Origin of the sequence: Micromonospora sp. NPDC047465 (assembly GCF_040643125.1) — a bacterium.
GTDB lineage: Bacteria > Actinomycetota > Actinomycetes > Mycobacteriales > Micromonosporaceae > Micromonospora.
The window spans coordinates 58,651-72,098 of sequence record NZ_JBEYTP010000023.1; the positions used below are offsets into that span (position 1 = coordinate 58,651).

Below are 13,448 nucleotides of genomic sequence, written 5' to 3' on the forward strand. Positions count from 1 at the left end.
CACCTGCGAGTCGGCCGGGCCATTACGGCATCTCGATCGTCCAGTCCAGGCGGCCGCCGGCATTGACGACCGGGCGGTAATGCTGCATGTAGGGATCGCCAGTCTCCAACGACCGCGCCACACCCTCCAAGAGCTCCGCGATCGACGCGGGCCAACCGTCGAAGCCGGTGCCCTCCTCGGGATAGAACTCGCCCACCCTGCCATGCCCGCCGGGACGCACGTCGACCAGCAGACAGCCGCCGTCGCCCGCCGTCGCGAACGGCACGAAAGCCTGGTGCCACCAGTCATCATCCATTGGTCCGCCTGCCAGGACGGAACAGGTCGCCTCCCAGTCGCCCACGATCTCGTCGAGTGGCAGCGGTCGGTAGAACGGTGGCAGATCAAAGCCGTCAAGGGCCGCGACTCCGTCATGCCGCCGCAGCGACGCCACCAGATCAGCCGGGAAGGCGACCGACATCCGTGCCTGTAGCGCGGCGATCCGCTCCGGTGGCGCGGGCGGCCGCAGCGAAGCCCGCGTGCGGGGCGCGTGCGTCGCTAGCCATTTCTCGATGCGTTTCCAGGCAGCGTTGACCCGGGCGGTGGTCGCCGCGTCGGGCTCGACGGCGACCACGGTCCCGGCATTTTGCGGGCAGACCTGGGCGGCCGAAGGCCGGGATGGCACGTCCGCACGGCCTGTGCTGGGAACAACGCGCTCGGACGGCACCGGCCGGCGTTCGGAAGCCACCGGACCCGGGTCGACGGACCCGGTCGCGTCGCCGACGCTTCTGCCCGCCGGTCTCAGGTTGGTGACGGCGCAGAGCAGCAACACCAGCAGGAGAAAAACCGCGAGCAGGGCTATCAGCAGCCGCTTGCCGATGGTCGTCGAGCGTGGCGCTTCTTCGTCACGCGTCGCCGCTGGCGCCGCGTCATCGGGCCGCTCGGCTGCGGCAGGCCGGGAGGGCGCGTCCTGGGCAGCCGCCGTCGTACCGCCGGTCGCCTGCAGCAACGGGGCGAGCCAGCCCGCCGCCTCCGCGCGAAACCGTTGAGGCTGGTCAGCGGCGCTGTCGGGAATTCGACCGGCCAGCCTGACCGGCAATCCTGAGAAGCCATCGGCGTCGCCGTCGCCGTCGCCGATGGCGATGACGCAGGCGGGTAGGCCACGGCCGGCGAGCGCATCGAGCGCGAGCGTGGTGTGATTGATCGAGTCCGCTCCAGAGCCGGTCACCACGACGACCGGTGCCTGTAGTGCCCAGGCCAGGTCTGCGAGGGTCCAGCCATCGCGACCCAGCGGAACGAGAAGGCCGTGGGCTGCGCTTACCAGGACTAGGTCATGGTTCCGTGCCAGGGCCCGGGTGATCCCGACGAGGTCGTCGGGCCGTGGCGCGCCCGCCCCACCGGCATGCACCTCGACGTACGTTGCGAGGCTTTCCCTCAGCAGTTGAGAAGGGGCTCTGCCGTCATGTTTGCGTTCGGCGACATGAAGCACCGCCACCCGCGCCTTCGACGCCGCGGAAATGGCCGCCGCGGCCACCTCCCACCTCGCGTTCGTCGAGGTAGCGGCAACTATCCACGCGCCAACGCCCGGCCAGGACAAGGACCCTCCCCATGATCACGCCAAGCCTACCGACCCGACCTTTGGGGATGGGCTCCGCCCAACCGATCAAGATCTGCGCGGTGTGATCTCCGTTGCCTCCCGGCCCGCGGGGGAAGGGACCAAGCGCCTGATGGAGGCGGTGCTACGCGACGACGCGGCGGTCGCCAGGGCCCTCCTGCGCGTCGGAGCGGACCCCAACGCGGCCGACCGCGAGGGCACGGCGTATGTGCAATAGAAGGTGCCGTAGCCGATGTTCGAGGTGATGGCGGGGGCGGCGACGATGCGCCACCCGTGGTGCCCGCCGACCGGCGGGTCGGCGGGCACCATCGTGGAGGTGGTCATCAGCTGGCGCAGCAGCCGCCGGTCTGGCCGCTGGTCGGGGTGTCGAGGCTGATCAGGTTCAGCGGTGTGGACAGCAGGCTGCCGGAGATTCCGGTGGCGAGGCCCCTGCCGGCCGGCCGGGTTGCCGGGGTGGTCCCGCAGCAGCTGTCGGTGCCCGTCGAGTCGGCGGGGTTGCTGTTGCACACGCCGGTTTCGGGCAGGTCGAGCTGGACGTCGCGGGCGGCGGTCCAATCGCCGGCGAGGGCGGCGACGACGGAGCGGACCTGCTCGTAGCCGGTGGCCATGAGGAAGGTGGGGGCGCGGCCGTAGCTCTTCATGCCGACGGCGTAGTAGCCGGTCTCGGGGTGGGCGAGTTCGTCGACGCCGTGCGGTGGGACAGTGCCGCAGGAGTGCTCGTTCGGGTCGATCAGCGGGGCGAGTGCCCGGGTGGCGCCCATGACCGGGTCCAGGTCGAGCCGTAGTTCGGCGGCGATCGAGTGGTCCGGGCGGAAGCCGGTTGCGGCAACGATCCGGTCGACGATCACCTGCTCCTCGCTGCCGTCGCCGTGGCGGACGAGCACCGCGACGCGGCCGTCGGTTGGGGTGAGGGTGTGGACGGAGAAGCCAGTGAGCAGTCGGATCCGGTCGGCGTCGACGTGCTCACGCAGCCGGGAGCCGAGTGCGCCGCGCGCGGGCAGCGCGTCGGCGTCTCCGCCGCCGTAGGTGCGGGCCGGGCTCGCCGAGCGGATCGCCCAGGTCACCTCCGTGCCCGCCTCCGTAGCGGCCAGCTCAGCCAGGGAGAGCAGGGTGTTGGCGGCGGAATGGCCGGCGCCGACAACGAGGGTGTGCCGGCCGGCGAAGCGGTCCCGGTCCGTGCCGAGCACGTCCGGCAGGGCATGCTCCAGGTACGCGCCGGCCTCCTTTTCTCCCCGGGCGGGCAGGCCGGAGGCACCGAGGACGTTGGGGGTGCCCCAGGTGCCGGATGCGTCAATGACGGCCCGGGCCAGCATTTCGTCACCGTTGGCGAGGCGGATCAGGAACGGCGTCTGCTCGCGGCCGGCAGTGCGCAGCCGGTCCAGGCCGAGGCGGCTGATGGCCTCGACGCGCGCGCCGTAGTACAGGTGGGGCTTGATCTGCGGCAGTCCCGCGAAGGGCTGGAGGTAGTCGGCGAGCAGCTCCGCGCCGGTGGGCAGGGCGTCCTCGGCCGGGGCGACCCAGCCGGCCTCATCGAGTAGCCGGCGCGTGGCCGGGTCGATGTTGTACCGCCACGGGGAAAACACCCGCACGTGCCCCCATTGCTGCACCGCCGCGCCAGCGGTGTCTGCGGCCTCAAGGACGAGGAAGGGCAGGCCACGCTCGTGCAGGTGGGCGGCGGCGGCCAGGCCCACCGGTCCTGCGCCGATCACCACGACGGGCAGCTCGTCCCGGACGCTCATCGAAAACTCCTCTATATTGACAGATATCGAATCAAGAAGGTGTAGTTGCTCTTGGGCGGGCAAAGCCCAAGGGGTTCAGATAACGGGGCTGCGGCGCTCGAGCAGGACGACGTCGCGCCACCGACCGTGGTGCCGTCCGATCCGCTCGCGGGTGCCTATGACGCGGAAGCCGACCTGCTGGTGCAGGGCGAGACTGGCGTTGTTCTCCGGGAAGACGCCGGACTGGATGGTCCAGATGCCGGCCGCCTCGGTCGAGGCGATCAGCGCGTTCAGCAGCAGCCGGGCCACCCCTCGGCCCTGGGCGCCCGGGTCCACGTAGACCGAGTGCTCGACCACCCCGGCGTAAACCGCCCGGCTCGACGTGGGCGAGACCGCCACCCACCCGACCACGGCGTCGTCCGCATCGACGGCTACGAGGCGGTGGTCAGGCGACTTGCCTGCATCGAATGCCGCCCAGGTCGGTGCGACGGTCTCGAAGCTGGCGTTGCCGCCGTCCAGGCCTGCCTGGTAAATCGTCAGCACCCGGTGCGCGTCGTCGGCTGTCATCGAGCGGAGGGTGATGTCGGCCATCAGCAGGCTCCAATCGGGTTGGGGGCAGTCGGCCCAGGACGACGTCGGGAGTGGACGGGAAGCAGCCGACGCAGCGCGTCGTTGATGCGGCGGTCGTGGCGGGCGGTGCCGAGCGGCTCGACGAGCACGAACCGCACTGGGGTGAGGATCTTCAGGGTTGTTGGGCGACGGTGGACTGGGCGAGCCCGACGGCGGGGACGAGCTCTCCCACGCTCATCTGGCGGGCGTGCCGGGCCAGGTACTCCACAGATGCGCACCTGGGTCGGCCGGGTTCGGAACCACGAGGCGTAGGTCTGTGCGGTTGCCCGGTCGAGCCGTTCGCCCACCACCACTCCTCCTATCGTTTTTCGCCGGCTTGCGATGAAGGCCTGACAGGAGCCGCCCCGGTGAGGTGGGCGGTGGTGACGACGAGGTGGGCGATCGCGGTCAAGGTGGCGGGGTCGACGCGGTCGGGGGTGTCGGCAGGGCTGTGGTAGCCGCCCATTCCTGCGCCAATGCCGACGGCGGCGAGGCCTGCTCCGCCGTAGCGGCGGTTGTCCGAGGCCATCGGTCCTGCAGCGAGCGGGACGCCGGTGTGCCGGCCGGCCTGGTCGAGCAGAGCCAGGAGGCGGTGTGCGGGACCGCCGGCCTCGACCGCCGCAGCCCCATCCGAGCGGCCGGCTCCGTCGACGTTGACCACCAGGGGTGCGGCGCCCTGATCGCGCAGCTGCGCGGCGTGGTGGGCCGAGCCGAGCGCACCGACCTCCTCGCCGTCGAGCAGGGCGACGCAGAGCCCGACGCCGTCGGGAAGTCCGCGGGCGAGGATGCGGGCGGCTTCGAGGACCACCGCGACGCCGCTGGCGTTGTCCGAGGCTCCTGGGTGACGGAGCCCGGGGTGGTCGCCGACGCCGTCGTAGTGGGCGGTCAGGAGCAGCTCCGTCCCGCCGGGAACGGCCCGCCGGAGTTGGGCGTGGATGTTGGTACCGGTGACGTCGTCGCGGCGAAGTGGCGTGGCACCGGCGAACCAGCTGGCGCTGCCGGTTGCGGCGGCGAGGACAGTGCGGTGGGTGTCAGGGTCTAGGGACAGAACGGGCAGCGGTCCCGGGTCCGGTCCGGCGAGGGTGGTGAACTGCCAGCCGTCGGCGTCGACAGCTCGACGGACGAGCAACCCGGCCGCGCCGAGGATGTCCTGGTAGGCGTCGAACAGGCTCATCTCCGCCGGCACCACGAGCCACCGCCCGGCCGGGTCGTGGGCGCCGGCGACGCCGAGCCGGCTGCGGCGGGTCTCGGCGGCGTCGACGGAGGCGGGATGGATCGCGACCTGCCGACCGAAAACCAGCCGTGTGGAGCGGTTCGCGTCGCCCCAGGTTGCCGTCACCGCCTCATACACCTGTGGCACCGCCCGGACCTGGAACTTCTCAGTCCAGACCGCGGCGCCGATAGCGTCGAGCTGCGTGATCAGCCACGCGCGGGCTGCCGCGCCGCCGGCTGATCCGACCCGCCGTCCTGCCATGCGGTCGGAGGCGAGGGTGGCGACGGTCGCGGCCATCCGGTCGGCACTGACTTCGCTAAGAAGGATCGCGAGGTCGTCTGGGATGGTCATCCGCAGCATCCCTGTCCCGTGGCCACGGCGTCGGCCTTGGCCTGTGTGCCGCAGCACGAGCCGGCGGCTTGCGCGGCTTCCTGCGTGCCGCAGCATGGGCCGGCGCTCGCGGCCTCGCCGGCTGGCGGCAGGATCGAGCCCACGGCCTGGGCGGGGCTGCCGCAGCAGGCGCCGGAGCCGGTGACCCGCAGGGCAGCGGTCGGGTCGCCCGCGAAACCGCCGGTGGTCTGGGTGTTATCGCTCATCACAGGTCCTCTCGTCAGCGAAGGCTGATCATGGTGTAGACGGCGGTGCGGGCGCGGTCGTAGCGGCGCTGCGCACGCTGGGCGGCCGTGGACACCTGGGCGCAGGAGTCACAGAACCGGATGCCGGCAAGAGGTGCTGGTGCACGGCGGGTACCGAGCATGGTGTTTCCCCTTCCTCCAGACGCCTGTCTTGACGTCCGTCTAAGCAGACAGTTGCATGTTGATTAGAGAAATGTCAACCTAGAGGCATGTCGAAGCAACAGGCGCCGCTCCCCCTCGTCGACCTCGACGCCGACGCGCCGTGCTGCCCCCCGCTGGCGCAGCGCCGGGTTCCGGCCGAGACGGCTGCGGTCCTCGCGCCCGCGTTCAAGGCCCTCGGCGACCCGGTGCGGCTACAGCTGATGTCGATGATCGCTTCCGCCGAGGGCGGCGAGGCGTGCGTGTGCGATCTGACGCCGGCGTTCAACCTGACCGGGCCGACGATCTCGCACCACCTCAAGACACTGCGCGAGGCGGGCCTGGTGGACGCCGATCGGCGGGGCACCTGGGTCTACTACCGGGCGCGTCCGGGGATCCTGCGCCAGTTGGCGGCTCTACTCACCGTCGCGCCAGCCGAGTCGTAACGCCACCTGACGCCGTACGCGACCGCCGCCGGGCGGTCAGCGCAATCTGCCAGCCGTGCTGCCGCTGGGCGCGGACGCCGGGGCACCTGCCAGGCGCGGCGGCCTGCGGCGCCCGGACAGGTGTGCAGCGAGGGCGCGCATCACGTGGGTGGCATCGCGACTGACGCCGCGCAGCGTGTTCGAGGCGAAGGATCGCTGAAACTCCAGCCCCACGTAGGCCAGCCCTTGATGGCTGGTGGAGAGCCCGCTCACCTGCCGGGGCATACCCTGCGCGAGGGCGCCGAGGGGCTCCAGGTAGCCCAGGTCCGGGCGGTAGCCGGTGGCGAAGATGACCGCGTCGACGGGCTCGATGGCGCCGTCGCCCCAGACGACGCCGTCGGGGGTGAAGGCAGTGAACATGCCCCGGCGCGCGAGCTGCCCGGAGGTGATGGCCCGGTGGTAGACACCGGTGTCGAGCACGATGGCGCGCCGAATCAGGCGGGTGAGGATGCGCCGAGGGAGGCGGTCCGCGCCGCTGACGCGCAGCCAGTGGTGTAGGTCGCGCCCGCCGATGCGCTGCGGCAGAAACCGGACGGTTTCCCGGGTGGCGAGGGTGACGTGCGCGTGCGCCGCGAGCTCGTAGGCGACCTGCACAGCAGAGTTGCCCGCCCCGACGACGATGACCCGCTTGCCGGCGTAGGGGCCGGGCCGACGGTAGTCGGCGACATGCCGTAGGTCGCCGGTGAAGTCGCCCCGCCCGGGCAGGTCGGGCAGGTACGGGTTACCGAAGGACCCGCTGGCGGCGACGACACCGGCCGCGGCGATCTGGTCACCGGCGTCGGCGCGGATGAGGTATCCGCCGCCGTCTCGCGGGTGGACCTCGGCGACGCGCACGCCGGTGCGGATCTCGGCGTCGAGAGTGCCGGCGTAGCGGCGCAGGTAGGCGACGACCTCGTCACGGTGGGGGTAGTGGTCGGGGTCCACGTCGAGAGCCATCCCGGGCATGACGCTGTAGCGGGCGGGCGAGAACAGGGTCAGGCTGTCGTAGTAGTCCGGCCAGGAACCAGCCGGGGAGTCACCGGCATGCAGGACAACCGGACGCAGGCCGACGGCGAGGGCGGCGCGGGCAGCAGCGAGGCCGGACTGGCCGCCGCCGATGATGATCACGGGATCAGCTCGAGCGGTCACGCTGACGATCATATCGACATTTTATTGAATGACAATATGATGGTGGCAAGGAAAGGTGTGACCATGAGCCAGACCGCCGCCGACCAGTCGACCGGGCCACAGAGCGACGCCCCGCCGGGTCTTGCGCCGCAGACACAGGACTTCCTCAAGGCCCTCGGCAGCCCCACCCGGCAGCGGATCATGCTGCTGTTCGCCCGCGGCGCCGAAATGTCCGTGGGCGAAGTGGCCGAGCGGATCGGCATCAGCCAGGCCACGGCGTCGCAGCAGTTGACGCTGCTGCGACGCGGCGGAGTGGCCACCTCGCGCCGCGACGGAAAGACGGTGTTCTACCGGGCCGACCGCGACGGCACCCTCGCCGCCCTGACGGACCTGCAGTCCTACCTGACGACCTGCTGCTGATCAGCCCAAACCCCTCACTCCGCAGGATCAGCTTGACTCCCAAAGCGTCACTCAGCGACCATTGAGTCAATGAACGCTGAGCCTTCCTCTCTCGCGCGGCGAGCCAGGATCCACGCCGCGCTCGGCGACCCGGCCCGCCTGGCGATCGTGGACGCACTCACCCTCGGCGACGCCTCCCCCGGCGAGATCGCCCACACCCTCGACATGCCGACGAACCTGGTCGCCCACCACGTCAAGGTCCTCACCGACTCCGGCCTGGTCATCAAGGGCCGCTCCGAGGGCGACCGCCGCCGCACCTACCTGCGGCTACGACCCGAGGCGCTTGCCGCCCTCGCCACTCCACGCCTTACCGGCGTCGGCCGAGTGGTGTTCGTGTGCACCCACAACTCGGCGCGCTCCCAACTGGCCGCCGCCTTGTGGAAGCAGCGAAAGAACAGCGAGGTCGCCTCCGCCGGAACCAAGCCCGCCGCCCGGGTGCACCCTCGCGCTGTGGCGGTGGCCCACCGCCATCACCTCGACCTCGACCCGGCCGCCACCGCCCACGTCACCGACGTCGTCCGCCGAGGTGACCTGGTGGTCGCCGTGTGCGACAACGCCCACGAGGAGCTGACCGGTCCGGTCCGGCCCGGCCTGCACTGGTCCGTACCCGACCCCGTACGCGTCAACACCGACGAGGCGTTCGAAGCCGCCTATGCCGACCTCGCCGATCGAGTCGACCGGCTCGCCCCCGCCATCCTGCCCGACAGTCCTCCATGACCGACGCGACCGCTAACTGTCATGCCCGCCCACCGGCATCCCTCGCATCACGGAAGAGAACGCACTGATGACCATCGCACTCCGGCGGCGCCTTCTGGCCGAGTTCGTCGGCACCGCTTTGCTGGTCACCGCCGTGGTCGGCTCCGGCATCATGGCCACCATCCTCTCCCCCGGCGACATCGGCCTCCAACTGCTGGAGAACTCGATCGCCACCGCGTTCGCCCTCGGTGCGCTGATCCTGATGTTCGGCCCGGTCTCCGGGGCTCACTTCAACCCGGTCGTCTCGGCGGCCGACTGGTTCCTCGGCCGCCGCGCCGGCACCGGCCTCACCGCCCGCGACCTGAGCGGCTACGTCGCGGCCCAGATCCTGGGCGCGATCGCCGGTGCGGTCCTGGCGAACCTCATGTTCGACCTCGCCGCCGTCGACTTCTCCGGCAAGGATCGCGCCGCCGCCAACCTGTGGCTCGGCGAGGTCGTCGCCACCACCGGCCTGATCCTGCTGATCTTCGCTCTTGCCCGCTCCGACCGCGCCCCCGTCTCACCCGCCGCCGTCGGCGCCTACATCGGCGCCGCCTACTGGTTCACCTCGTCCACCTCGTTCGCCAACCCGGCCGTAACCATCGGCCGCACCTTTACCGACACCTTCGCCGGCATAGCCCCCACCTCCCTGCCCGGCTTCGTCCTAGCCCAGCTCGTCGGCCTCGCCGTCGGTGTCGGCCTGCTCGCCGCCCTCTACCCTGACTCCGCCGAAGCCGCCGATCAGGTCGTCGTCCCCACTGACGAGGACCTTGCCCTCAGCCGCCGCTCGTGACACCCCCCGGGCATGGTCGACCGCCGCAGCGTTCCCGGCCGCTACCCGACGCTCGACCGCAACAGCAACCTGGAGCAGCTGTTCCTCGCCCCGACGGCACGCCTTCCCGGCCCCACAACTCGCACTGTGTGAAAGGCACCCCATGAGCGACAAGCCCAGCGTCCTGTTCGTCTGCGTCCACAACGCCGGCCGCTCCCAGATGGCCGCCGGCTGGCTGCGCCACCTCGCCAGCGGCACCGTCGAGGTCCGCTCCGCCGGCAGCGCCCCCGCCGACCAGATCAACCCCGCCGCCGTCGAGGCCATGCGCGAGGTCGGCATCGACATCACCGATCAGACCCCCAGGCGCCTCGAACATGAGACGGTTGAGGCGTCTGACGTCATCGTCACCATGGGCTGCGGCGACGCCTGCCCCGTCTTCCCCGGCAAGCGCTACGAGGACTGGAAGCTCGACGACCCCGCCGGAAAGGGCATCGACGCCGTACGCCCGATCCGAGACGAGATCCGCGCCCGCGTCGAGAGGCTCCTCACCGAACTGCGTCCCACCGCGTGACCCGACCCGCCACTGCTGCCACGTCCGCCGTCACCCCTCCGGCAAGGCATCGCTCATCCGACCGCTGACACGGCCGGGACACCTCAACACGGCTTCCCACCCACACTGACGGTGACCAGGTCATGGTTCAACCGGCCTATCGATGGTGTTGGTGCAACGATGGAGGCGTGGGACCTGTGAAAACTACGATGCCTGCGATCTCGCCGCTTGCCGGTGAGCCGATCAAGCGTGCCGATGCCGAGCGGCTCGCGGGAGTGCTGAAGGCGGTCGCCGACCCGGCCCGGCTCCGACTGCTCAGCCTGATCCAGTCCGCCCCGGAGGGCGAGGCGTCCGTCAGTGACCTCACCGCGCCACTCGGTCTCTCCCAGCCGACCGTGAGTCACCACCTCCGGATCCTCACCGAGGCCGGCCTGCTCGAACGCGAAAAGCGCGGCGTCTGGGCGTACTACCGCCTCGTGCCGTCCGCGATTGCGGCGATCGCGGATTTGCTGACGCCGCCTCGCAAGCGAGCGACGAAAAGGGCCCGCTGAGCGGCACTGTCGAGGCCGCACCGTTGTAGGGAACTGGCATGATCCGAGTGCCCAGCACCCCTCGTCTCGTCAACGGTGCTGTGTCCAGTGGTCCCTTGACCCTTGGGCAGCCCCACCCTCAAGCCGGTGACCCGCGGCACCACCGCTACGAGGGCACCAGGGCCCACGCGACCATCTGCCCGGCCCGGAAGAATCCGGTCTCGGCATGGAACCTGACCTTCGCCTGCCGCTCAGCCTTGTCTGGCGGCGTTGCAATGCCTCCACGTCTCGGCGCGGTAGGCCATGGGCGATCTTGCATGGTCCGTCCGGCGAACGGCCAGTGGCGCAGTGGGGCCACCGACCCGAACCGGGCCGGTCATTGGGCAGACCCGTGGTGAGTGCCCTGGTGCGGGATCAGCAGGGTGTCGGACGGCGGCGCGGGTGGGCGCCGGTCATAGGAAGATCTCGGCAAGGAACCCGATCAGGATGCTGCCGATAACACTGACGCCGAGGTACATGAGAAAGACACGGTTGGTGACGATGCTTCGGACCGCGGCCATCGCCGGGACGGTCGTCACCGCACCGCCGAGCAGGAACGTCACGACCGCTCCGGCGGACATGCCCTTGGCGAGGAGTCCATCAACGATGGGGATGGCACCGACGCCGTTCATGTAGAGCGGCACACCGATGAACGCGGCGAGCGGAATGGCGAGGAAGGGGGACGCTCCGAACAGCCCGCCGACCAAGTCTTCCGGAACGTACATGACGACCAGGGCCTCGATGAGGCATGCCAGGAGCAGCCATTTGCCGAGTTCGATGCTGTCCCGGCCCATGTTGCGGAAGGTGATGCGCCAGTTCCTCCCGCTGCGCAGGCTGGCCTTGGCCGTCGGCCACCAGGCAAGGTCGTCATCGTCATCGGGCTCCTGCGGCTGTCCGGCGCTGGTCGCTGGCGGCTGCGGAGCGGGTTGAGCCGATGCCGGTTGTCCGGTAGCCGTCCCGACGAGCACCGGCTGGGTTTCCTCCTGTTGAGCGTCTTTGACCTGGGGCTCTGTCCGGTCATCGACGCGGGTGGCACGCAGCACGTGTTTGAACATCCCGCGGCGTTCCATGAGCAGCACGGTGAACCCGGCGCCGAGACTGAGCAGCACCGCTCCGACCAGACGTGCGGTTGCGAGCGGCATGCCGATTTGGGCTGCTGTCATCGCGAAGATCTCAGGGTCCATGGTGGGCGAGGCCACCCAGAACGCCATCACCGCCGATAGCGGGATACCGCTGGCAAGCAACTTGCGGATGAGCGGAATGACGATGAAGGAGCAGAAAGGGCTGAAGGCTCCGACGGCTGCTGCGGCGACAACGCCAACCCATCCTTTGCGTCGGCGCAGGCTACGGCGCGCCACGATGTCGAGGTAGAGCAGGTCCACCATGGCGCTGATGAAGATCGCTAGGGCGAACCACATCGCCAGGTGGAGCACGTAGTAAAGCGTGAGGCGCACGATCTCTACGACGTCGTTCACGGCTTCTCCTCGAAGGACGCACGTCAGCGGTGGATCGCCGCCACGCGCACTCTATCAATCACCAACGATGATTGATAGAGCGCGCACCTGTCGTGGTTGCGTACCGGGTGATGGCGCCGCGTGGTGTCCCGGCTGCGACGAGGCGGGGACCCGGCAGGCGCCCGGGCCGGCCGAAGACATCGCATGCGCCGACCGAGGCCAGGCTGCTCCCGTCGGCCGGCGCGGCGTTTGTCAGCGGGCAACCGCGTAGGCCGCAGCCGCAACGACAGCACCGAAGACCGGCGTGATGAGCCAGGCGATCGCGAAGTCCCGCAGGGTGCGCCCGGACAGGCGGTTGAGCTGGCCACCGGCCGCGCCGACGATCGCGCCCGTGGAAACCTGGGTGGTCGACATCGGCCATGCCAGCAGGGCACCGGCGCCGACGAGCCCGGCGGTGGTGAGGTTGGCGGTGAATCCTTCGGTGTGCGACATTTTCAGCACGTTGCTGCCCAGGCGGCGGGCGACCCGGACACCGGCCAGTGAACCGACGGCCATCGCGGCGGCCACGATGAGGCTGATCTCGGTTGCGGAGTAACCGGCGGGCAGCAGAGCGAACCCGCCAATTGCCGCGATCTTCGGCGTGTCGTTGAGGCCGCGAGCGCAGCTGGTGGCACCGCTGGACGCCCAGTGCAGCAGGGAGATGACGCGGTCCTGGGTTATTCGCTTTCGCGCCGGCGTGGCCACGGTCGGCATGGCCTTCAACGCGGCGGAGGCGCCGCCGGATCCGACGGGTACCGGTTCGTGGACCGTGCTTTGGGACCGCTGGTCATCGCGGCCGAGCAGCCGCTTGGCAATGAGGCCCAGCACGACGGAAATGGTGTAGGCCACGACGATGCTCAGAAGCAGCGGCAGCACCACTTTGCGCGCCACACCCTGCCACTGCACGGCGGACGGGGCGAGCACCAGACCGGCGCCGACGAGCGAGCCGACGATGGCATGGGTGGTGGACACGGGCAGCCTCAACAGGCTGGCCAACCCGACCCACGATGTCGTGCCCAGCAGTACGGCGAGCGCGAAGGCGGCTGTCGGGTTCGCGTCAACAATCCCCTTGGAGAACAGTGAACCCATGTTGCGGCCGAGCTGGATGGACAGGAGCGCGCCTACCAACGTCGTGACCGTGCCCCAGACGATCGCCGTGCGATAGGCGGCCACACCGGCGCCGGCGAGGGTTGCGACTCCCTTCGACACGTCGTTGGCGCCGTTGGCTGCGGCGAGACCGACGAGCATGATCATGATAGCGACGGTCATAGGAACTCCCCGCGTCCGGCTGATGACCGGAAAGTGTTCACCTCCTATTCGAATCCTGTCAATATCTAACTTGATCACTTTATGTGCGTGCCGATTTGACCGGCA

Annotated in this window: 15 protein-coding genes and 1 pseudogene; 6 read left to right on the forward strand and 10 right to left on the reverse strand. The window is 70.1% G+C overall.

Translation table 11 applies throughout. From position 1 onward, the window contains the following. Positions 1 to 22: 22 nt before the first annotated feature. The 7 genes and pseudogenes from ABZ793_RS21050 to ABZ793_RS21080 all read right to left on the reverse strand — a co-directional run bounded on the left by ABZ793_RS21050 (position 23) and on the right by ABZ793_RS21080 (position 5,888). Positions 23 to 1,510, reverse strand: coding sequence for an SMI1/KNR4 family protein (locus ABZ793_RS21050; RefSeq protein WP_357459755.1), 1,488 nt, complete (start codon positions 1,508 to 1,510; stop codon positions 23 to 25). Between the two features lie 404 nt (positions 1,511 to 1,914). After that, entirely contained in the window at positions 1,915 to 3,330 is a 1,416-nt protein-coding gene (locus tag ABZ793_RS21055; RefSeq protein ID WP_357459759.1) for an FAD-dependent oxidoreductase, read from the reverse strand. A gap of 75 nt (positions 3,331 to 3,405) precedes the next feature. After that, positions 3,406 to 3,900, reverse strand: a complete 495-nt coding sequence (locus ABZ793_RS21060) for an N-acetyltransferase family protein (protein WP_357459762.1) — start codon at positions 3,898 to 3,900, stop codon at positions 3,406 to 3,408. 28 nt (positions 3,901 to 3,928) lie between these two features. Further along, positions 3,929 to 4,229 (reverse strand): annotated as a pseudogene (locus ABZ793_RS21065) (ArsR family transcriptional regulator); the annotation flags it as partial. An 8-nt stretch (positions 4,230 to 4,237) separates the two neighbouring features. Further along, on the reverse strand, positions 4,238 to 5,482 hold the full coding sequence (locus ABZ793_RS21070) for a M28 family peptidase (protein ID WP_357459764.1): 1,245 nt from the start codon (positions 5,480 to 5,482) through the stop codon (positions 4,238 to 4,240). Continuing rightward, complete coding sequence (locus ABZ793_RS21075; protein WP_357459767.1) at positions 5,479 to 5,727, reverse strand: hypothetical protein; 249 nt, start codon at positions 5,725 to 5,727, stop codon at positions 5,479 to 5,481. The genes ABZ793_RS21070 and ABZ793_RS21075 overlap by 4 nt, the downstream gene beginning before the upstream one ends. 14 nt (positions 5,728 to 5,741) lie before the next feature. Next, positions 5,742 to 5,888, reverse strand: a complete 147-nt coding sequence (locus tag ABZ793_RS21080) for a hypothetical protein (protein WP_357459770.1) — start codon at positions 5,886 to 5,888, stop codon at positions 5,742 to 5,744. Positions 5,889 to 5,975: 87 nt separating this feature from the next. On the opposite strand from ABZ793_RS21080, the gene ABZ793_RS21085 reads away from it, so the two are divergent. After that, positions 5,976 to 6,350: a metalloregulator ArsR/SmtB family transcription factor gene (locus ABZ793_RS21085; protein ID WP_357459773.1), complete on the forward strand. Its 375-nt coding sequence runs from the start codon at positions 5,976 to 5,978 to the stop codon at positions 6,348 to 6,350. A gap of 36 nt (positions 6,351 to 6,386) precedes the next feature. Here the strand turns inward: ABZ793_RS21085 and ABZ793_RS21090 are convergent, their stop codons facing one another. Next, entirely contained in the window at positions 6,387 to 7,517 is a 1,131-nt protein-coding gene (locus tag ABZ793_RS21090; RefSeq protein ID WP_357459775.1) for an NAD(P)/FAD-dependent oxidoreductase, read from the reverse strand. 63 nt (positions 7,518 to 7,580) lie between these two features. Here ABZ793_RS21090 and ABZ793_RS21095 point away from each other — a divergent pair, with 63 nt between their 5' ends. From ABZ793_RS21095 to ABZ793_RS21115, 5 genes are all read left to right on the forward strand, one after another. Next, entirely contained in the window at positions 7,581 to 7,916 is a 336-nt protein-coding gene (locus ABZ793_RS21095; RefSeq protein ID WP_357459777.1) for a metalloregulator ArsR/SmtB family transcription factor, read from the forward strand. 69 nt (positions 7,917 to 7,985) lie between these two features. Continuing rightward, positions 7,986 to 8,672 carry a helix-turn-helix domain-containing protein gene (locus ABZ793_RS21100; protein ID WP_357459779.1) on the forward strand — a complete coding sequence of 229 codons (687 nt, stop codon included), beginning with the start codon at positions 7,986 to 7,988 and terminating at the stop codon, positions 8,670 to 8,672. A 67-nt stretch (positions 8,673 to 8,739) separates the two neighbouring features. Then, on the forward strand, positions 8,740 to 9,483 hold the full coding sequence (locus ABZ793_RS21105) for an MIP/aquaporin family protein (RefSeq protein WP_357459781.1): 744 nt from the start codon (positions 8,740 to 8,742) through the stop codon (positions 9,481 to 9,483). 142 nt (positions 9,484 to 9,625) lie between these two features. Further along, positions 9,626 to 10,033, forward strand: a complete 408-nt coding sequence (locus ABZ793_RS21110) for an arsenate reductase ArsC (protein WP_357459784.1) — start codon at positions 9,626 to 9,628, stop codon at positions 10,031 to 10,033. 188 nt (positions 10,034 to 10,221) lie between these two features. Continuing rightward, the gene (locus ABZ793_RS21115) at positions 10,222 to 10,563 is read left to right on the forward strand and encodes a metalloregulator ArsR/SmtB family transcription factor (protein WP_357459787.1); all 342 of its coding nucleotides are present in this window, start codon (positions 10,222 to 10,224) and stop codon (positions 10,561 to 10,563) included. A 431-nt stretch (positions 10,564 to 10,994) separates the two neighbouring features. Here the strand turns inward: ABZ793_RS21115 and ABZ793_RS21120 are convergent, their stop codons facing one another. Together ABZ793_RS21120 and ABZ793_RS21125 are read right to left on the reverse strand one after the other, a co-directional pair. After that, positions 10,995 to 12,056, reverse strand: coding sequence for a permease (locus tag ABZ793_RS21120; RefSeq protein WP_357459790.1), 1,062 nt, complete (start codon positions 12,054 to 12,056; stop codon positions 10,995 to 10,997). 231 nt (positions 12,057 to 12,287) lie between these two features. Next, positions 12,288 to 13,328: an inorganic phosphate transporter gene (locus ABZ793_RS21125; protein WP_357459792.1), complete on the reverse strand. Its 1,041-nt coding sequence runs from the start codon at positions 13,326 to 13,328 to the stop codon at positions 12,288 to 12,290. Between the last annotated feature and the right edge of the window lie 120 nt (positions 13,329 to 13,448).